Genomic DNA, 19,319 nt, shown 5'->3' with positions numbered 1-19,319 from the left:
TTTAGAGACTATCGTTGTATTCTTTCATCAGCTCTTTCGCCATATCAATCATGGCGATGTCGACAGAGGACAGGGTCTTGTCTTTGCTGTAGGCAATGAAATAACGCGTGCGGACAACGTTTGTCGGAATATAAAAAATATTATAGGAATCCATTGATTCGTTGTCATGCAGGATGCTTTTCGGCAGGAAAGTCAGGCCCATACCCTTTTTTGAAAGTGCGGCTGCAGTGGTAATGTTTTGGCTTTCCATGACAATATCCGGCTTAATATCCAAACTTTTCAGGAATTCGTTCGCTTGTCTGCGGATGCCGGACTGGGAAGGCGTGAGCACATATTTTTCATTCTTCAGCATATTCAAGGGGTAAGGGAATTTTTCGATTTTCGTTAATCCGGGCTGATAAAGCGAGCTGGTGCTGGGCACGATGACGCACCAGCGATCCTCTGCCAAAACCGTGTAGGAAAGCTGTTCGTTATGGATGGGCATCATCCCCAGATATAGATCCACCTTATTGTCCAGCAAATCCTCTTCCGTCGCTTGGGGATTTTGTTCAATGATCTTTAGGACGATGCCTGGATATTTTTGATGGAATTTCGGCAGGACCATAGGCAGTAAAAAGGATCCCATGATAGGATGTACGCCGATCCGGAGCCGCCCGTATTTCAGGTTTGTGATCATCGTCAATTCGTTCAGCATGTCTTCGTACTGACTCTGCATCTTTTTCATATGGGAAAGGAACCGTTCGCCCGCATAGGTCAACTCCATGGGGGTTCGGTTGCGCTCGACCAATTTTGTCTGGATCTCGTCTTCGAGCGTGCTGATGGCTTTGCTGAGATAAGGTTGTGAAATATATAAGGATTTCGCTGCTTGGGTAAAGGTACCTTCCGTGACGATAGCATCCAAGTAAGCGATGATAGTGGATTGCTGTAGCATGTATTTCTTCCTTTCTTGGATGAATGCCCCCCATTGGAGTCTTTAAATGTAACAAGAGAGGCGTTCAGTCTTTGTTTGATCAGATTCGTGTAAAGGCATTGCGCTGCTGTTGCGGGAATACTAGCCTTATTATAAAGGACGTTTGATTGTGAAAGATAATTTTTTCACAATTATAACAAAAAGGTTATCCGGTCGATTGTTACCTAGAACAAAAAAGCTATGCTGAATAATTATCAAAAATAGTATAGCAGAACCGATCTGAATTGTTAAGCCCCATTTTGAACAGGTTCTCTAAGTTTTCCGTGAATTTTTTACCATGAACTTATAACAAAACGGTTATAGCCGATACGGAAAGATTAGTATTTCACAAATATTCGCATCAAACATATAATACAAATATCAAAAGAAGTTATGAGCAAACTCTTCGGAAGCTGAGCGGAACTTACACTTCAAAAAAATACTTTAAATAATCATTTACAATAGATGGAAGAAGGAAAAAAAGATGACAACAATATGCGAAATGCTAGGAATCGAATACCCTATTTTTCAAGGCGCAATGGCACGGATCGCGACAGCGGATATCGCTTCAGCCGTTTCAAATGCAGGCGGATTGGGCATCATCGCTTCAGGCGGAATGACGGCAGATCAATTGCGGGCAGAAATCCAAAAATGCAAATCTTTAACGAAGAAACCATTTGCAGTTAATTTGATGTTGATGATGAAGAATTGTCCTGAATTAGTGGATGTCGTCATCGAAGAAGGCGTGAAAGTTGTCACAACCGGTGCAGGCACACCGAAGCCGTTCATGCCGAAATTTAAAGAAGCCGGCGTAAAAGTCATTCCGGTTGTAGCATCCGTGAAACATGCGCAGAAGATGGAAGCGTTAGGTGCCGATGCGATCGTTGCTGAAGGGACTGAAGCTGGCGGACACGTTGGCGAGACAACGACGATGTGCTTAGTGCCGCAAGTTGTCAGTGCTGTAAACATCCCTGTTTTGGGAGCCGGCGGAGTCGGTGACGGCCGCGGAGTCGTAGCGATGTACAGCATGGGCGCGCAAGGTATCCAAGTAGGAACGTTATTCCTATCGGCGGAAGAATGCCCGGTACCGGCCACCTTCAAACAAGCAGTCTTGGATGCGGATGACACGGCAACCGTCGTAACGGGACGCAGAAATGGAGCACCCGTACGTTCCATCAAGAACAAGATGCTTGCGAAGTTCCAGGAACTGGAAAACAACAATGCTTCACGTGATGAATTGGAAGAATTGTCACTTGGCTCTTTGAGCAAAGCGGTCTATGAAGGTGATGTCGAAAACGGTTCGGTAATGGCCGGCCAAATCACTGGTATGGTAAATGACATCCGTCCAGCAAGAGAAATCATCGAAAGCTTGTTCAAGGATGCGGAAGAAATTCTTGGATCACTGAAGATCACTTATTAAGAAGGAATGCAGAAAGCTCGGAAGCAAAGCTGAGCTTTTTCATTAAAATAGTTATGTGAAATGACGAGCAATGAGGAGGAAGAAGTTATGACAAAAGTAATTACAGCAGCGGAAGCGGCTAAATTGATAAAAGATAACAGCACGGTGGCTTTGACCGGGTTTGGGATGGCTTGCGTAAATGAGGAAATGGCGATTTCCATCGAAGATCGCTTTAAAGCAGAGGGGCATCCGAAAAACTTGACGGTCATCCATGCGAGCGCTGTAGGCGATCGCCGCACAAAAGGCATGAGCCATTTAGCGCATGAAGGATTGATCAAACGCTGGATCGGCGGCATCGTGAGCGCCTCGCCACAAATCAGTGACCTGATCGTGGAAAATAAATGCGAAGCGTACAACCTGCCGCAAGGGGTCATTACCCAATTGTATCGCGAAATCGCTGCGAAACGACCTGGCTTGTTCACAAAAGTAGGCATGCGGACGTTTGTCGATCCTCGTCTTGAAGGCGGCAAGCTGTCTCCCTGCACAACAGAAGACATCGTGAAGCTGATTGAAATCGAAGGAGAAGAATGGTTATTCTACCCAACTTTCCCGGTTAACGTTGGTCTCATCCGCGGAACAGTCGCAGATGAAAAAGGCAATTTGACGCTCGAAAAAGAAGGCTTGCATATGGAAGTCCTACCTGTGGCACAGGCCGTGAAAAATTCCGGCGGCATCGTGATTGCTCAGGTTGAAACATTGGCTGCGGCCGGAACCTTGAATCCGAAAGACGTGAAGGTTCCAGGCATCCTGATCGACTACATCGTCGTTGCTCAACCAGGAAATCAATTCCAAACCGAAAATACGGAATACAACCCAGCCTTTTCCGGCGCCACGAAAGTGCCTTTGAATGCTGTTGATGCACTTCCGTTGGATGCCCGCAAGGTCATCGCGCGCCGTGCAGCGATGGAATTGGTTCCGTCTACAGTCTTGAACCTAGGGGTAGGGATTCCTGTCAATGTCGCTACAGTCGGTGCTGAAGAAGGTATCAGCGATCAATTGATCCTGACGACCGAAGCAGGTTCGATCGGCGGCGTGCCGGCAGGTTTGAAGGATTTCGGCCATGCCTATAACAGCGAAGCCATCATGGATCACCATGCACAGTTCGACTTCTACGACGGCGGCGGCTTGGATCTTTCCGTTTTGGGATTGGCACAGACCGATTCATGCGGCAATGTGAATGTCTCCAAATTCGGCAACCGTGTGGCTGGTTGCGGCGGATTCATCAATATTTCCCAAGCCGCTAAAAAATTGGTGTTTGCAGGTACCTTTACTGCCGGCGGATTGCAGCAAGAAGTGAAGGACGGCAAATTGACGATCATCCAAGAAGGAAAAGCGAAGAAATTCGTATCGGAAGTGGAACAGGTTACCTTCAGCGGCGAATATGCATCTGAAGTGAAGCAAGAAGTGTTGTACGTAACAGAACGTGCGGTATTCGACCTGGAAAATGGAAAACTGCGCTTGATTGAGATTGCGCCAGGTGTCGATCTGGAAAAGGATGTCTTGGGTCAAATGGGCTTCAAACCATTGATTGCAGAAGATCTAAAGGTTATGAATACAGGCATGTTCGAAGAAAAATGGGGTAAATTAAAAGATATCGTTATGGCTAACGGAAAATAGGAGGAGTGTTGTTGATGAAAAAGGAGACAAATCGTTGGGCTGTTTTGGTCAGCTCTATGGGGATATTAATGTGTACGGGTGCAGTGTATGCATTCAGCGTTCTTGCGGGACCGCTGTCTGCCGCAAGGGGTTGGACGATGCCCGAGGTTATGGGGGCATTTGCCATCAATGCGGCTTTGGGTCCGATTCCGATGATCTTGGGCGGATTCTTGACCGATAAAGGTTGGTCAAAATGGAGCACGATGGCCGGTGCAGTATTGTTCGGCGTCGGTTTTGCTTTGACAGGTACGGCAACAAGCTTGACTCAATTGTACGTGTACTATGGTTTGATGGCCGGCTTCGGTCAAGGCTTCGCTTACTCAGGCTGCCTAAGCAACACGATCCGTTTCTTCCCGGATAAAAAAGGTTTGGCTTCCGGATTGATCACGGCAGGCATGGGCGGAGCGGCCATCATCGCAGCGCCGATCGCTAACCAATTGATCCAGAGTCAAGGCGTCAGCACCACATTCGTGCGGATGGGGATCGCCTATGCCATCATCAGCTTCACTTGCAGCCTCTTCATCAAGGTTGCGCCGAAAGATTATATGCCAAAAAATATGAATGCAGCAGCGGCTGCTGCAGCGGCTAAAAAACCGGTCGTGAACAAGAATTGGAAAGAGATGCTGCAGGACGGAAAATTCTATCTGATCATCTTGATGTTCGCAATGGGTGCTTTCTCAGGCTTGATGATCGCTTCAAATGCTTCTCCGATTGGGCAATCCATGTTTGGTCTGACCGCTGCAGCAGCAGCCGTTTACGTCAGCGTGTATTCTCTCAGCAATACTTTGGGCCGTGTCGTCTGGGGTGCTGTTTCGGACAAACTAGGCCAATCAACGACCATCAGCATCATGTACAGCGTCATCATCCTTACTTTCTTAGTCCTGATCTTCGTCAAATCGATGATCGGTTTTACACTGGGAATCGTTGGTCTGGGCTTATGTTTCGGCGGCGTCATGGGTGTGTTCCCGTCATTGGTCATGGATAATTTCGGTCCGAGATACCAAGGGGTCAACTACGGCATCGTCTTCATCGGCTATTCGACATCGGCTTTCGTTGCGCCGAAAGTAACGGCAGGCATCTCCGCCGCCAACAACGGCGACTTCACAAAAGCTTTCTACGTAGCAATCGCTGTTGCAACTTGCGGGTTGATATTGGATCTTGTTTACAAGAAAAAAACAACTGCCGCGAAAGCAATCACGGAAACGATTCAGTAAAAAATAGCACTAACGAGAAAATAGACACCGTTCAATTCTGGAATGAGAATTGAACGGTGTCTATTTTTATTGCCATGCAGTTTCATGAGTGATTACTGGATCAGTTAACCAATGTCCCGACAATCGGTAGACCTTCTAAAACGGAGCTGCCGTGCGGGGACTTGTTGATGGCGGTGGTCAAGTCGGTACCCGCCTGTACCCCGTAATGGTTCCCGTTCTGCCATTTCTGCGCATGGGTGACATCATAGACGATGCCGGCAACGGCGACATAGGCATCATTTCCGTTCTTTCCGTCATATTTCGCTAATTCATCAAGGGTAAAGGTTTTTGCATTCGACTGGGCACTGGAAGATGAAGCGGTGCTGGATGACGACGCAGCTTTCGAGGCTGGAACAGCTGAACTGGCAGCGGCGCTGGTGGATGCCTTGTCGGTAGTGGTTGCCTGCGTCGTTCCGCATGCCCCGAATAGTAAGCCTGCACCAAGTAAGAGGGTAATCATTTTTGCTTTGTTGTTGTTTTTCATTTTAGTTTCTCCTTTTTTTGGACTTCCGTCACTTTTTACAATCCAAATGATTCAAAATGGATTTTTTGTTTTGACACATCTTTGGAAACAAGCGTCGATTCAATGGTGTGCATGAATCCTTTGGGACCGCAAAGGACAAATTCGCTGGTGGCATAGGGAACTGCAACGGATTTGAAAATGGCTTCCGTTTTTTCCGCATCCAAGTAACCGTGCGTGGTTGAATAAAAAGGAACGAATGTGAAATTGGGCATATCTTTCTGGAAAGAAGCCAGTTCCGCTGCATAGGCAAGTTCATTCTCGTTGCGCAAACTCCAGATGAGCACCGCTTTATTTTTGGCATTTTTTTGACGCAGGCTTTCCAAGATACCCAGCATAGGTGTAACACCGACACCGCCGGCGAACAGCACTAAGCTTTTATCCGTGTTTTGGATGTCTTCCAGCGGTTGCCATAAGCCGCCATAAGGACCTTCGACGGTCACTTTCGTCCCTGGTGTGATGCGTTGGATGATGTGCGTGTAGTCGCCGGAATCTTTGATGGATACGGAAAGGGCATGTGGATTTTCCGGTGCGGAAGTCAAAGAAAAAGGGTGTTCTTCAAAAGTATAATTTTCATCCTTGACCCTTAGATAGATGAATTGGCCGGCTTTGTAATCAAAGATCCGTCCGTTTTCGGCTGCCAGCGTCAAACTGACGATCTGGTCAGTTTCATTCACCACATCGGTTATGGTATAAATATTTTTCTTCAATAGAATAGGCCGGATCAGCTTATGGTACACATAGAAGCCCAAAGAAACGATGAAATAAAGGGCGTACATCATGGTCAATGTCATATCGGCCCGGACAAAGTAGGCGATGGTGATGACATGCACAGATAGTGCGATGATGGCGACAATATTGAAATTATGGAGAACTTTCATGGTTCCGTATTTGGTGAAGGCGAACCCTCCTAATGTATCCTTCACTATTTTTATTATTTTGATTCTCCTTAGCCAGCCGGTCATGAAGATCACAGACAGGACAGTCAACAGCAGGAACAGCATGATGGCAAAATCCCCGAATACAGTCGAAAATTCGAACTCTCCCCAAGCAAAGCTGGCCCATTCTTTATGCAGCATGCCAAGCGCCAAAGCGACGATGGCCATGATGCCGTGGAAACGATGGAACTTATCCAGACTGAAGTATTTTTCGATGAACTTAGGTCTTGCGGCCGTTATCAGTTCAGACAACAACCAAGTGTAGCTGACGGTTCCGATAAAAGCGGGTGCTGCGATGCTGAAGTTTAGCCCTTTTAGCGAGATGAAGGCAATGGGTAAGGGGCTCAAAAAATAAATAGCGAGAATCATAAATTGGATTGCTTTTCTTTTCATAGGCATTTCCTCCGGTTTCTTATTTATATTCAGTATAGAGAAGAAAGTTTAGGGTTGCATGAAGTTAAGCTGAAGATTAGCTGAAGATGACATTTTCCGTTCTATTAGCCAGTGGAAGCGTGCTACAATAAGACAAAGAGGTGAACGCAATGAACGGGAAACAAACACGTGTTTTGGTGGTGGATGACGAACAGAGCATCCGCGATTTTTTAACGATGGGGTTGGAAGATGAAGGATACAGCGTCGAAACCGCAAAAGACGGCTTGACGGCATTGACGAAAATGCATCAAAATCCCTTTGACATCGTCATTTTGGATGTGATGATGCCGGGCATGGACGGCTATGAATGTTGTCGCATGCTGAAGCAGAAATATGAAGTCGTCGTCATCATGCTGACCGCGAAGGACCAAGCGGAAGATACCGTAAAAGGCTTGAAGATCGGGGCGGATGATTATCTGGCCAAGCCCTTCAGTTTTCTGGAGCTACTGACGCGGATGGAGATCCGCTTGAACAGCCGGTTCCCGCAGAAGAACACAGTCGTCCGCAAAGGGCCCTTTTCCGTCGACGATGCCCGCCATGAAATTATGTTCGAGAATGAAAAGCTTGATTTGACCCCGACTGAGTATAAATTGATGTGTCTGTTGTTCGATAATGTCAACATCGTCGTCTCAAAAGAAACCATCATGAATCAGGTCTGGGGCTATGATTATTTCAGTAGTTCGAATGTGGTGGAAGTGTACATCCGCAACTTAAGGGAAAAACTGCAGGATACGGAGCACCGTTACATCAAAACCGAACGCGGATTCGGCTACAAATTGGATGTGGAAGGATGAAAATGAAAAACCTGAACAGACAACTGTTCCAGCGCAGCATGCAGTTGTTGCTGCTGTTTCTGGTGATCATCGGTTTTTTGCAGACAACCTTGATTTATCTCTATACGGAAAATCAAAGGAAAATGGAAGTGGCCAGCTATCTGCGGGACCTGCAGCAGACCACCGATCTACTCGGTGAAGGACCGCTGTTGACTAAAAAAGCGACAGAGCTGGCTGAGAATATCCTTTCGGATGCGAACGTCATTTTTTATGCGAGTTCCGGAGAAAAGCAAATGATCCACATCAATCGCTTGTTTTTAAAGGATAAACAGATCGCAACGTACACCGAACCTATTTACTACAAAGGGAAAGCAATCGGGACGATTGAAGTCAGCTATTCCATCCACGAGTCGCTGGAGTTGATGCTTACGCAGCTGATCATTTACGTGATTGCCAGCATAGTGATTCTGTTGTTGGCCTGGCGGTTCTATCGACGCATGTTGAGGAAAACGTTGGCTCCCTTGGATCTTGTCATTGCATCGGTTTCTGAAGTTTCTGTCGCCAATTTGGATGAGCCGATTGTTATCGCCGATGCTCAAGCGGATATAGCCAAACTGGTCGATTCGACTAACGAGCTGAAAGTGAGGCTGCATGATTCTTTTCAAGCCCTTGAAGAGAATCAGCGTAAGCTGCAGCAATTCGTTTCCGATGCTTCCCACGAATTAAAGACACCGCTGACGACAATCCAGGGTTATTCGGAAATTCTGTTGCGGGGGAAACTGGATAACCCCGAGAAGATCCGTTATTCGCTGGAGAGCATGCTCAATCAGACGAAACGGTTGACGTATATTGTGAACGAACTGTTGGAATTATCAAAGTTGGATCGGAAGGTGCAGATGGGGAAAACCGACCTGAACCTGAATGAGGTTCTGCAGGACCTTTTGCCCTTGCTGAGGATGATCCAGGAAGGCCGGGAATTGAAGCTGACGCTAGGCATAGTGCCGAATGTTTTGATGAACCGCAAGAAAATAGAACAGGTCATTTTGAACATCGTCCAGAATGCCATTTTCCATTCCGACCAGAAGACGCCGATCACGATCCGCACCTACCAAGAAAATGAAAAAGTCGTCATGGCGATCACCGATTACGGGGATGGCATTGCCAAGGAGCATCTGCCGCTCATCTTCGATCGTTTCTACCGCATCGATACCGATCGCTCGCGCGAAAGCGGGGGGACGGGTTTAGGTTTGGCCATCTGCCAGGATATCATGCATGCGCATAACGGGGAAATCAAAGTGGAAAGCATTATAGGAAAGGGAACGACATTCTTTATCCGCTTCCCGATGACGAAGAGCTGACCGATTTTGTGAAGGAGGCCAGCGTGCCTTATTTCGCAGTGCGCATCAACCATAATTAAGTGAAGAACAGCGTCCCGACAACCATCTGTCAAAACGCTGTTCTTTACAGTGCTCGTTTTTTTCGGGTAGGTTTCTGCTGATCATTTGGAAAGAAATAATCCATTCCAAGGAACATTTACGGTATGATAGTGGCAAGAACGTATGAGAAAGTATTTTAAGTGCGAGCAGTAAAAAAATGTGATGGAGGAGCGTGTGCAGGGATTGGGAAAGCAGACATTTTATTCTAAATTGGACAAACAAGAGAGGTACATCTTGCTTTGTTGTTTCTTCGTATTTGCTGTGAATGGGTTGTATGCGATGATTTTGGGCTCATTCCTGCCGCTGATAAGCGATGCGTATGGATTGAGCAATACCGTAAGCGGCACGTTGCTCTCCGCCCATTCACTAGGGAACCTAGGCGCAGGCTTCCTGGCAGGGATTCTTCCTGTCTATCTGGGCAGAAAAAAAGCAATCATCTTTCTGTGCACGTTCGTCATTTTGGGCTTTTCCATCATGATGATCACCGGGAACCCTGTTTTGCTGATTTTGGCCTTCCTGTTCATCGGCATCAGCCGGGGAAGCATTTCCAATTTCAACAATAGCGTAGTCAATGAGGTATCGGACAGCAGTCCGGCCGCCTTGAGTTTTCTGCACAGCATCTTTGCCGTAGGGGCATTGTGCGCACCGTTTTTGGTTATTTTTTCATCTCGGTTATTCGGGGAGGCAGGCTGGAAGGTGGCATCGGGAGTGATCATTGTTTTGGCCTTTCTGTCCATGCTCCTTTTTTCGAGGATGAAGATTGCCGATAGAACGGTGAAAAATCCGAACGCGACTTCCTATGCTTTCCTGAAACTGAAAAGTTTTTGGATCGGTGCGGGTATTCTTTTCTTTTATCTGGGCGCAGAGGCGTGCATCAATGGCTGGATGGTCAAATATTTTGTTGATTCCAACTTGATGACGACGGAATATGCCCAAGTCCTCGCTTCGCTCCTCTGGGTGGCGATGCTAGCAGGCAGGCTGCTTTGTGCCTTCTATGGCGATTGGTTGAAGAAGGGCACCCTGTTGTTGCTTACCTGTTCCGGGACTGCGGTTTTCTATTTGCTGCTGTTGTCCACAACCAACGTCAGGTTGATCACGTTTGCTATTTTTGGGATAGGCTTTTCGATGGCGGGCGTCTATCCGACAATCATCGCTGCTGTCGGGAAAACCTTGCAGACTTATCCAATGGCTCTGGGCACTCTGTTGGTCATCGGTGGTGTAGGCTCCATTATCATGCCGATGGTCACAGGAGCGTTATCGGATGTGTTCGGCATTTTTGCGGGTATGAGCGCCGTCATCGTGGCAATCATCTTCCTGCTGGCCTTTGTCGGCACCTACATCATAGAAGAGAAACGATCGGAAAGAAGAACAGCAGAAGGCGTGGGGGAATTCGGTTTGAACCGAATTGCTGGGGATAGCAACGAATAAATAATAAGGTATTCTCCGCCAGCTTTATTGAATTGGATGCGCGGTGTAGACAGGGGTTCAGAATTTTGGGGCCCGATTAAAAAACGGTGACGTTTTATAGAAAGAGGGTGAGCCATAAATCAATTTTCATGATTTATGGCTCACCCTCGTTTGTGTATCTATTTGAGCGATCGGCATGGCGGATTATGGATGCCCGCCATCGTCCTCCCATTCCTCTTCCCAATCGTCTTCGCTATCCTCATCGGAACCGAAGGCTTCGCTGTGCAGATAGCTCAACTCCTCGTTGATGGATGCGATGATTTCTTTGGAATCTTTGTAGGCTAAGTGGATGGTCCCGTCCAAAATTTCTGCCCGGGTATGATCTTCATCGGGCGCCAGGTTTTCTGCCCCAACGCAGATGGGGTAGACGGTTTCCGGATTGGGATCCAGTATTTTCCGCAGCACGATTTCGTGTTTCCAGTCGGTGTCGAAGTTGTAAGTATAGACGACGGCATCGCCCTCTTTTTGGAAGTGGTCCTTCAGGTAGCCATCTTCGTCGATTTCGGCTTTCGATTGGGCAACAATGAAGTGGTGCGGTTCGATATCCAGCCAATTGAAGGCGCTCTGAAGCGAAAAATGGAGATCCGAGAAAGTGGCATCGCTGTCCATTTGAAGGTCGCGCCACACGGGTATCCCTACATCCAATAACGTCACCCTGAGTTCGTAAATCATAAATAAAACCTCCTTTTGCTCTCAGTATAGCGTTTTCAAAGCGTGAGTTCAACTTAGAAGGCAGGGTGGATTTATGTATGGCCGACTACGTGGGCCAAGTTCAGGGATGTAACGGCATAAAAGGAAAAATCGGCTGTGGGGTGCGTCAAAATGGGATCCCGCAGCTTTTCATGGTCCGGTGGCGTGTTTCTTCAATGAGAAAAAGTCTGCCTGTATTGTCAATCTGCAAACACGACTTCCTGCCTTGAACCGTGTTATACTGGGGTGGAAATTTAGAACCGGGAGAGAAGGATAGCAATGAACACGTTCCGCCAAGCTTCTTCCATCGAAGAAGTAAGACAATATATAAAGGATAATCGCTTCACGTTTGTGTACATTTCCAGGGATAACTGCGGTGTCTGCCACGCCGTGCAGCCGCAAGTGCAGGATATATTGGAAGAATTTCCCGGCATCAAACCGATTCAGGTGAATGCGGACAGCATTCCTGCAGTGGCCGGAGAATTCAGCGTCCTCACGGCGCCTGCACTCCTCCTGTTTGTCGAAGGCAAAGAAATGATCCGCGAAGCTCGTTTTGTCGTGATGGACGATCTGCATCGTCAATTTAAACGGATCGTCGATAATTACTGAATGCATATGGAGGGATCTGGGCACTTTGCCTAGGCTCTTCTTATTTTTTTAGCCTATTTTTTGGTTGGTGGTGTAAACTGTAAGTAAAGGTTTAAGGGGGTGGGGGGATTCACCTCCACCATCATTTCGTTGCTGCTTTCCACTCGTTATCTTTATTTGAAGAGCAAGAACTAATTCGTCACTTTTGTGCCGGCTGACCTGTTTGCGGATAATAACGAGTCACTATCCCTCATCCGTCGAGACGGATGGGGGGACGAAGAGATCGACGCCGCCGCTGAAGCGGCACTGTTTAGGCAGTGTCCTTCAGCGGCGGCGTTTTTTATGTACATAAATGCAGGAAACCCCCTTACTTTAGGGGGAATTATTGGTATGATAGAGCTGTTATTTTAAAAAAATCAATATTATTTAAGGAGAGCACATGAAGTATTTAAAGCAATTTTTCATTATCATCGCCATTTCGGCGATCAGCGAACTACTCGCTATTTTTATCCCGCTCAGCATCCCTGCCAGCATCTACGGGATGGCGATCTTGTTTCTTTCTTTGCTGACCGGAGTCTTGAAGCTGGACCAAGTGGAAAATGCCGCAGATCTATTATTGGGCATCATGCCAGCCCTGTTTGTGGTCAGTGGAGCCGGCTTTATCACTGCCTATGGGCAAATTTCAGCGGATTTGGCCAGCTGGATCGTTGTGAACATCGGATCCACACTCGTTATCCTGGCGACGACAGGCCTGTTGGCACAGTGGTTGATCAGAAGGAAGAATGGGAAAAGAGGTGAAGCGAATGGTCAATGAGTTGCTCGAAACGACAAAATATTTAGGCATCTTCATCAGTCTGGGAGCGTTTGTCATCGGTTTGGCGGCCTATAAAAGATGGCCCTATGCCTTTATGAATCCGTTGCTGATCGGAACGATTCTGGTCATTCTGTTCTTATTGTTCTTCGATGTGGATGTGCCCACTTTTCAGACCAGCGCCAAATTGTTGTCGGATTTATTGACCCCTGCCACCATCTGCATGGCCGTTCCGGTTTATCGACAGTTCAAAATACTGAAGGAGAACAGTTGGGCGATCCTCATCAGTTGTTTCGCCGGTATGACGAGCGGATTGGCGACGATCGTCAGCCTCGGTCTGTTCTTGAAGATGGATAGTGTCACGACGATCTCCACGCTGGCGCGTTCCATAACGATGGCGATCGCCTTGGATACGACCGCATTGATCGGCGGGGTAGGCGGCATCATCGTGGCGGGCGTCATTTTTGCCGGTATTTTTGGGACGGTCATATCCGGCCCGCTGTTCAAGCTATTGAAAATTGAAGAACCGATCGCCAAGGGCCTTGCAATGGGGGCCGCATCGCACGCCATCGGTACGTCAGAAGCATTGAAATCCAGTGAACTTCAAGGGGCCATGAGCAGTTTGGCCATGGTTGTTTCCGGCATCATGATGGTCGGTTTGGTTCCGCTGGCAGCCCAACTGGTCCAATGATAAGAGAATTAGTTTAGATAAAATGTCCGATAAGAGAGGCTGTATTGCCTGTTTTATTGGGCATTTTTTTGCATCGTTAGCAGCTGGTATTTTCTGAACAGTGGGATGTTCGATTTTTCCATGCGTGCTGTTTTTCGTTAGGGCTAAACGATGCCTCTCGTTTCGCTCTGTGCTATACTTTAGCTAGCTAAGGGTATCATTATTTTGATTTTTCCGGTTGTTTTCATGAGGACGTTTTTTTCTGGGAGTACAGAAGGGAAGGTGGAAAATGGACAAAACGTTGCAAGCGCATATCCAGTTGCCGGCTGATTTGGGCGTGGCGTATGCCTTGTTGCCGGGAGATCCCGCGCGGGTCGAACGGGCCAAAGCATTTTTGGAGCAACCGGTCGATCTGGTGTTTAACCGCGAATACAAAAGCGTAATGGGCAATTATCAAGGAACGAAAGTATTGGTCATCTCTTCGGGGATCGGCGGACCATCTACCGCGATTGCAATCGAGGAATTAGCGGCAATCGGCATCAAAGGGATCATCCGCATCGGCAGTTGCGGAGCGCTGCAGCCGGGAATGAAGCTGGGTGACTTGGTTATCGCCACTGCGGCAGTCCGGGATGAAGGAACGAGCAAGGCCTACGTCGAACCGGTTTATCCAGCCGTTGCGGACTTGTCGTTGTTGATGGTTATGAAAGCGATTACGGATCATAAGGAGATGCCGCACCGCTTTGGCATCGTGCGTAGCCACGACAGTTTCTATACAGCCCGCGAAGAGGCGCTCACCACCTATTGGCGCGGCAAGGGCATAGTCGGATCGGATATGGAAACGGCGGCTTTATTTGTCTTGGGCGGATTGAAGGGAATGCAGGTTGCTTCTATATTGAATGTCGTCGTTGCTCCTGAAGGTGCTCCGGAGGAAGGGGTACGCCGGTTCGTCGACGGGGAAGAATTGACACGGCAAGGCGAACAGAACCAAATCGCATTAGCTTTAGAGACGTTTCGTATGTTGGCTTTGCAAAAGGAGGAAACCTAAAATGAGTCCGGAAACGAAGAACAGATTGCGTTTTAAGTTGTCGACGGCATCCATCGTATTGATTCCGATTGCGATCGGAATCAACTATTTGGGCAAATATATCGCCGGTTTGTTGCGTTTGCCGCTTTGGCTGGACTCGATCGGGACGGTCTTGTCGGGTATGTTGGCAGGTCCGGTCATCGGGGCGGCCTCGGGTGTCATCAATAACATCATCTACGGCGTAACCGTCGATTCCATCGCAACGGTCTATGCCATCACAAGTGCGGTCATCGGTCTGATGGCCGGGTACTTTGCGGCGAAAGGCTGGCTGAAGGACATAAAATCGGTTCTGCTTGTCGGTCTGATCATCGGGTTAGTCGCAGCGATTGTCTCGACACCGTTGAATATCCTATTCTTTGGCGGCCAAACCGGTAATGTCTGGGGCGATATTCTCTATGCGATCGCCATCAATAACGGGCAACCGCAATGGCTGGCGTCCTTCTTGGATGAAATCGTGGTGGATGTGCCGGATAAAATTGTGACGGTTCTTATCAGTTACTTCATTTTCAAAGGATTGCCGAAGAAAATGACAAACACCTTCTTGAAGGATGACACGATAGAAGATATATAGGGAGGAAGCCAGATGGATGCATTGACATTATACGTCCCGCGCGATTCCCTCATTCATAGACTGGATCCTTTGACCAAAATAGTGTATGTCGCCGTCAGCATTGCCGCGGCCTATCTGTTGGACAGTCTGTTGGAGGTATTGTTGGTGGTGCTCGTGAGTATGGGGTTGCTTTTATTGGGGAAGGTTTTCCGCAATATCTTGCCCGTGATTGCTCTTAGTTTCCTGTTGATCCTCTCCATCGTCATCGTGCAGGGATTCTTTAATCCGATCAATGAGACGTTGTTGTATGAACTCGGTCCGATCAAATTTTACAAAGAGGGCTTGACTGTCGCTGTCCGTTTGGCCATGCGCGTCATCAATATGGTCTGTGCGTTCGGGGTGCTGTTGCTGACGACTTCACCCACGGAGTTGGTGGAGCGCCTGCAGCAGAAAGGCATGTCCCCAAAAATAGGCTACGTCATCTTATCGGTTCTGCAGATCATTCCGCAGTTGCGCGCCACCTACAATAAAATCCAGGACGCCCAACGTTCGCGGGGGATGGAGACGGAAGGGAATCTGGCTGTCCGGGTGAAGGCTTTCTTCCCTTTGCTGGGGCCGGTTATCCTGAATGCGCTGAATGACACCCGCGAACGATCAATTGCGTTGGATGTGCGCGGTTTTGACCGCAGTACACCCAAGACCTATCTGAATGAAGCAAAAAAGTATCCGTATAGCCTGGTGATGAACGGTGTGCTCATCGTCATTCTGATCGGGCTGATCGTTTGGAGGGTGATCGCATGAGCATCATTGAAGTGAGCCATTTAAAATACCGCTATCCCGACACGAGCAAGTTGGTGCTGGACGATATCAGCTTCAGCGTGGAAGAAGGCGAGTTCATCGGGCTGATCGGCCGCAATACAGCCGGGAAATCGACGCTTTGCTATGCCCTGACCGGACTGATTCCACATTTTTTCAAAGGCGGGTACGGCGGTACGGTGACGGTGGCCGGATTGAATGTCCGGAATACGGATGTGAGCGAAGTCACTGCAGCGGCCGGATTGGTCTTTGAAAATCCCTTTTCGCAGATCACCGGGTCGCGGTTCACGGTTTACGAAGAAATCGCCTTCGGGCTGGAAAACATGGGGTTGCCGCGCGGGGAAATGATCCGGCGCATAGAGGAGAGCCTCGATCTGCTGGATATCCGCAAAGTGAAGGACAAGAACCCTTTCGACTTATCAGGCGGCCAGATGCAGCGGGTGGCAATCGCCGGTGTGGTGGCGATGAAACCGAAAATATTGGTCTTCGATGAACCGACTTCCCAATTGGATCCGCAAGGGTCCGAAGAAGTGTTCCGGGTGGTCGAGAATCTCACCAAAGAAGGCATCACCATCATCATGGCCGAGCAGAAAATGGATAAAATCGCCAAATATGCGGACCGGGTGCTGCTGATGGATGACGGTAAAGTGATTGCCTACGATACGCCGGCAGCCATCTTTTCAAGAGATGATTTGGCCGAACACGGCATCCATCCACCGGCTGTGACGGTGATTGCGAAGCATCTGCATAAGCGCAAAGCGAACGGAACGTATCCGGTGCTGTTGACGGAACTCCAAGCGTTGATGCAGGAAGGCGGTGATCGCCATGAATGAGATCCATATCGAAAAGCTGCAGTTTGCCTACGCAAAAGATGCGCCCGTCATCAAAGGGGTCGATTTGCATCTGCAAAATCAAAAGACTGCGATCATCGGCCAAAACGGATCGGGGAAGACCACTTTCGTGAAACTGCTGAAAGGCTTGCTGCGTCCGGACGATGGTCGGATTATGGTCAACGGCGAAGGATTATCCGAGAAGACCGTAGCGCAGATTGCGAAAACGATCGGATTGGTTTTCCAAAACCCGGATGACCAAATTTTCAAAAGCACCGTGCTGGACGAGGTGATGGTCGGTCCACTGAATATCGGCCAGACGCCAACCGAGGCGAAAGAACATGCGCAGGCGGCCCTGACAAAAGTCGGCTTAAGCGCTGTGGAGAAGATAAATCCGTACGACTTGAACCTTGCCCAACGGAAGATGATTGCGATGGCTTCGATCATCGCCATGGATACACCCATCATCATTTTTGATGAGCCGACGATGGGACAGGATGTTGCGGGAAAGGCCATCATCGAAAAAATAATCGAGGAGCTGGCGGCGGAAGGGAAATTGGTGCTATGCATTTTACATGACATGGATTTCGCCGCCGCAGTCTTTGAACGCGTCATCGTCTTCAATCAAGGGAAAGTCTTGCTGGACGGGGCTGCCAGAACCGTGTTCAGCCAAAAAGAAATCTTGGATCAAGCCTATCTTGATCAGCCGCAGGCGATGAAAATCGGACATGCCTTGGGGATTCCGGGGGACTGCTTGACCGAAGGGGAAATCATCGCGGCTTTTGAGAAGCCACAATGAGAGCACAGTCTTCCTTCGGTACTGCCTTTTGGCGGTTCATGGGGAGATTTATGGAAAGTGAGGGTGTGGGATGTGTTGAAAAAGCAAGAACGGAAAGAATTGCGTGCACTATATTCGGACATGAAACAACTGCGTCGCGAAGTATTCGAAGAGGGAAATGCATTATATGCAAATTGGGAGCCGGCCGTCAGACGGACTTCCTTCAAGGTCAGCGCCAAAAATTTGGCTTATTATCTGGCGTTGCGTCGCCGGGACGTCCGTCCGCTTCAGGAGCGGTTATCCGACTGGGGTCTGTCTTCGCTTGGCCGAGCGGAGTCGAAAGTGTTGCCGCAAATGGACAACATCATCAGGAACGTGGCCTTGATGACCGGGGAGGTAAAGCAGCTCGAAAAATATCCGTTCGCCATTGAAGATTTCCCCGGCAGGAAAAAACTCACTGATGAAGCCAATCTGATTCTAGGATCCACGCCCAAGAACCGCTCTACCCGCATCATGGTGACCTTGTCGAGCCAAGCGGCGGAAGAGAAGGATTACCTTGTGCGTCTATTGGAAAGTGGGATGGGAATCGCCCGCATCAATTGCGCCCACGATGATGCGGAAACGTGGCAGCGGATGGTGGCGAACCTGCAGGAAGCCCAGAAACAGACGGGTAAAAACTGCAAAGTCTATTTCGATATAGCCGGCCCGAAAGTGCGGGTTCGAAGTGTAATCAGCACAATGGAAAAGCCGAGGCTGAAAGTGGCGGATACCTTCTTTTTGACGGCCGTAGCGGCGTTTGCCGCCGACCAGCAGCTGCCCCTCGTTTTGCGTTGCAACAATGAAGAGTTGGTGCAACAATTGAAAGTGGGGGATGCCGTCATCCTGGATGATGGGACTCTGGACGGCAAGGTCGTCGAAAGGAAGCCGGAAGGCGTGATTGTCCAGGTCGAAAAGACCGCAAAGACGAAAGGCATAAAAGTGAAGGCGGAAAAAGGCTTAAACTTTCCCGACACCGCAATCGAAATACCGCTGATTACGCAGAAAGATCGTCAGGACATCCAGACGGTGCAGGCCAATGCCGATATGCTGGGTTTTTCCTTCGTGAAAGGCCTAGGCGATATCCGCAGCATCCAGTCTGTTCTGGCGGAACTGCTGGACGCAGAAAAAGCGGAGGCGATTCCCCTTGTTTTGAAAATCGAAACAGTGAAGGCTGTCGATCATTTGCCGGAGCTGATCGTGGCTGCGGCAAGCAAAAATCCGCTGGCCATCATGATTGCGCGCGGTGATTTGGCGGCTGAAGCCGGCTTTTTGCGTCTGCCGGAACTACAGGAGGAGATTCTGTGGATCTGCGAAGCTGCGCATATTCCGGTCATCTGGAGCACACAGGTGTTGGAAAACATGGTGAAGACAGGGATACCGACGCGGGCGGAAATGACGGATGCGACCATGGCGGGGCAGGCGGAATGCGTGATGCTGAATAAAGGTGAGTTTCTGAACGAAGCGATTACGCTGTTGGACGCCATCTTGACGCAAACGCAAAATAACCAAACCAAAAAATCCGCCAAACTGCGTTCGCTCAAGATAGCGGAAAAAGCCTGGAAAAAAGCGAAGAAATAAGG

At 48.7% G+C, this 19,319-nt stretch carries 18 protein-coding genes and 1 pseudogene; 15 read left to right on the top strand and 4 right to left on the bottom strand.

All coding sequences use genetic code 11. The annotated features are described in order from the left end of the window. Position 1: 1 nt before the first annotated feature. Complete coding sequence (locus BM101_RS11405) at positions 2–931, bottom strand: LysR family transcriptional regulator (RefSeq protein WP_087033735.1); 930 nt, start codon at positions 929–931, stop codon at positions 2–4. Between the two features lie 502 nt (positions 932–1,433). On the opposite strand from BM101_RS11405, the gene BM101_RS11400 reads away from it, so the two are divergent. The 3 genes from BM101_RS11400 (at position 1,434) to BM101_RS11390 (ending at position 5,278) form a co-directional block, all read left to right on the top strand. Then, positions 1,434–2,369 carry a nitronate monooxygenase gene (locus BM101_RS11400; RefSeq protein ID WP_087033734.1) on the top strand — a complete coding sequence of 312 codons (936 nt, stop codon included), beginning with the start codon at positions 1,434–1,436 and terminating at the stop codon, positions 2,367–2,369. A gap of 87 nt (positions 2,370–2,456) precedes the next feature. Further along, positions 2,457–4,025 (top strand): acyl CoA:acetate/3-ketoacid CoA transferase, encoded by a 1,569-nt coding sequence (locus BM101_RS11395; protein ID WP_087033733.1) that lies wholly within the window; start codon positions 2,457–2,459, stop codon positions 4,023–4,025. Positions 4,026–4,039: 14 nt separating this feature from the next. Further along, positions 4,040–5,278, top strand: a complete 1,239-nt coding sequence (locus tag BM101_RS11390; RefSeq protein WP_087033732.1) for an L-lactate MFS transporter — start codon at positions 4,040–4,042, stop codon at positions 5,276–5,278. A gap of 100 nt (positions 5,279–5,378) precedes the next feature. Here BM101_RS11390 and BM101_RS14410 read toward each other — a convergent pair. Then, positions 5,379–5,606, bottom strand: a pseudogene (locus tag BM101_RS14410) (cytochrome b5 domain-containing protein); the annotation flags it as partial. Positions 5,607–5,836: 230 nt separating this feature from the next. Then, complete coding sequence (locus tag BM101_RS11380) at positions 5,837–7,168, bottom strand: ferredoxin reductase family protein (protein ID WP_177194496.1); 1,332 nt, start codon at positions 7,166–7,168, stop codon at positions 5,837–5,839. 149 nt (positions 7,169–7,317) lie between these two features. On the opposite strand from BM101_RS11380, the gene BM101_RS11375 reads away from it, so the two are divergent. The 3 genes from BM101_RS11375 (at position 7,318) to BM101_RS11365 (ending at position 10,844) form a co-directional block, all read left to right on the top strand. After that, positions 7,318–8,001, top strand: a complete 684-nt coding sequence (locus BM101_RS11375; RefSeq protein WP_087033730.1) for a response regulator transcription factor — start codon at positions 7,318–7,320, stop codon at positions 7,999–8,001. Then, on the top strand, positions 7,998–9,338 hold the full coding sequence (locus BM101_RS11370; protein ID WP_087033729.1) for a sensor histidine kinase: 1,341 nt from the start codon (positions 7,998–8,000) through the stop codon (positions 9,336–9,338). The genes BM101_RS11375 and BM101_RS11370 overlap by 4 nt, the downstream gene beginning before the upstream one ends. 240 nt (positions 9,339–9,578) lie before the next feature. Next, positions 9,579–10,844, top strand: a complete 1,266-nt coding sequence (locus BM101_RS11365; RefSeq protein WP_087033728.1) for an MFS transporter — start codon at positions 9,579–9,581, stop codon at positions 10,842–10,844. A gap of 183 nt (positions 10,845–11,027) precedes the next feature. Here the strand turns inward: BM101_RS11365 and BM101_RS11360 are convergent, their stop codons facing one another. Continuing rightward, entirely contained in the window at positions 11,028–11,555 is a 528-nt protein-coding gene (locus BM101_RS11360) for a plasmid pRiA4b ORF-3 family protein (protein WP_087033727.1), read from the bottom strand. A gap of 297 nt (positions 11,556–11,852) precedes the next feature. Here BM101_RS11360 and BM101_RS11355 point away from each other — a divergent pair, with 297 nt between their 5' ends. The 9 genes from BM101_RS11355 to BM101_RS11310 all read left to right on the top strand — a co-directional run bounded on the left by BM101_RS11355 (position 11,853) and on the right by BM101_RS11310 (position 19,317). Then, on the top strand, positions 11,853–12,182 hold the full coding sequence (locus tag BM101_RS11355; protein ID WP_087033726.1) for a thioredoxin family protein: 330 nt from the start codon (positions 11,853–11,855) through the stop codon (positions 12,180–12,182). Between the two features lie 418 nt (positions 12,183–12,600). Beyond that, on the top strand, positions 12,601–12,975 hold the full coding sequence (locus BM101_RS11345) for a CidA/LrgA family protein (RefSeq protein WP_087033724.1): 375 nt from the start codon (positions 12,601–12,603) through the stop codon (positions 12,973–12,975). Then, on the top strand, positions 12,965–13,663 hold the full coding sequence (locus tag BM101_RS11340; protein WP_177194495.1) for an LrgB family protein: 699 nt from the start codon (positions 12,965–12,967) through the stop codon (positions 13,661–13,663). The genes BM101_RS11345 and BM101_RS11340 overlap by 11 nt, the downstream gene beginning before the upstream one ends. A gap of 268 nt (positions 13,664–13,931) precedes the next feature. Next, positions 13,932–14,687 carry a nucleoside phosphorylase gene (locus BM101_RS11335; protein WP_087033722.1) on the top strand — a complete coding sequence of 252 codons (756 nt, stop codon included), beginning with the start codon at positions 13,932–13,934 and terminating at the stop codon, positions 14,685–14,687. A gap of 1 nt (position 14,688) precedes the next feature. After that, a complete protein-coding gene (locus BM101_RS11330; RefSeq protein ID WP_087033721.1) occupies positions 14,689–15,297 on the top strand; it encodes an ECF transporter S component in 609 nt (202 codons plus the stop codon). 12 nt (positions 15,298–15,309) lie between these two features. Beyond that, positions 15,310–16,077, top strand: coding sequence for an energy-coupling factor transporter transmembrane component T family protein (locus BM101_RS11325; RefSeq protein ID WP_087033720.1), 768 nt, complete (start codon positions 15,310–15,312; stop codon positions 16,075–16,077). Next, positions 16,074–16,925 (top strand): energy-coupling factor ABC transporter ATP-binding protein, encoded by an 852-nt coding sequence (locus BM101_RS11320; protein WP_087033719.1) that lies wholly within the window; start codon positions 16,074–16,076, stop codon positions 16,923–16,925. Before BM101_RS11325 ends, BM101_RS11320 begins: the two co-directional genes overlap by 4 nt. Continuing rightward, entirely contained in the window at positions 16,918–17,721 is an 804-nt protein-coding gene (locus tag BM101_RS11315) for an energy-coupling factor ABC transporter ATP-binding protein (protein ID WP_087033718.1), read from the top strand. Before BM101_RS11320 ends, BM101_RS11315 begins: the two co-directional genes overlap by 8 nt. A gap of 72 nt (positions 17,722–17,793) precedes the next feature. After that, a complete protein-coding gene (locus BM101_RS11310; RefSeq protein ID WP_087033717.1) occupies positions 17,794–19,317 on the top strand; it encodes a pyruvate kinase in 1,524 nt (507 codons plus the stop codon). Positions 19,318–19,319 lie beyond the last annotated feature (2 nt).

This window comes from Trichococcus palustris, assembly GCF_900114465.1.
Classification (GTDB): Bacteria; Bacillota; Bacilli; order Lactobacillales; family Aerococcaceae; genus Trichococcus; species Trichococcus palustris.
This window is presented reverse-complemented; position numbering and strand designations above follow the sequence as displayed.

Coding starts and splice junctions, on each gene's coding strand:
- BM101_RS11405 (WP_087033735.1), bottom strand. CDS start 931: ATGCTACAGCAATCCACTATCATCGCTTACTTGGATGCTATCGTCACG.
- BM101_RS11400 (WP_087033734.1), top strand. CDS start 1,434: ATGACAACAATATGCGAAATGCTAGGAATCGAATACCCTATTTTTCAA.
- BM101_RS11395 (WP_087033733.1), top strand. CDS start 2,457: ATGACAAAAGTAATTACAGCAGCGGAAGCGGCTAAATTGATAAAAGAT.
- BM101_RS11390 (WP_087033732.1), top strand. CDS start 4,040: ATGAAAAAGGAGACAAATCGTTGGGCTGTTTTGGTCAGCTCTATGGGG.
- BM101_RS11380 (WP_177194496.1), bottom strand. CDS start 7,168: ATGAAAAGAAAAGCAATCCAATTTATGATTCTCGCTATTTATTTTTTG.
- BM101_RS11375 (WP_087033730.1), top strand. CDS start 7,318: ATGAACGGGAAACAAACACGTGTTTTGGTGGTGGATGACGAACAGAGC.
- BM101_RS11370 (WP_087033729.1), top strand. CDS start 7,998: ATGAAAATGAAAAACCTGAACAGACAACTGTTCCAGCGCAGCATGCAG.
- BM101_RS11365 (WP_087033728.1), top strand. CDS start 9,579: ATGGAGGAGCGTGTGCAGGGATTGGGAAAGCAGACATTTTATTCTAAA.
- BM101_RS11360 (WP_087033727.1), bottom strand. CDS start 11,555: ATGATTTACGAACTCAGGGTGACGTTATTGGATGTAGGGATACCCGTG.
- BM101_RS11355 (WP_087033726.1), top strand. CDS start 11,853: ATGAACACGTTCCGCCAAGCTTCTTCCATCGAAGAAGTAAGACAATAT.
- BM101_RS11345 (WP_087033724.1), top strand. CDS start 12,601: ATGAAGTATTTAAAGCAATTTTTCATTATCATCGCCATTTCGGCGATC.
- BM101_RS11340 (WP_177194495.1), top strand. CDS start 12,965: ATGGTCAATGAGTTGCTCGAAACGACAAAATATTTAGGCATCTTCATC.
- BM101_RS11335 (WP_087033722.1), top strand. CDS start 13,932: ATGGACAAAACGTTGCAAGCGCATATCCAGTTGCCGGCTGATTTGGGC.
- BM101_RS11330 (WP_087033721.1), top strand. CDS start 14,689: ATGAGTCCGGAAACGAAGAACAGATTGCGTTTTAAGTTGTCGACGGCA.
- BM101_RS11325 (WP_087033720.1), top strand. CDS start 15,310: ATGGATGCATTGACATTATACGTCCCGCGCGATTCCCTCATTCATAGA.
- BM101_RS11320 (WP_087033719.1), top strand. CDS start 16,074: ATGAGCATCATTGAAGTGAGCCATTTAAAATACCGCTATCCCGACACG.
- BM101_RS11315 (WP_087033718.1), top strand. CDS start 16,918: ATGAATGAGATCCATATCGAAAAGCTGCAGTTTGCCTACGCAAAAGAT.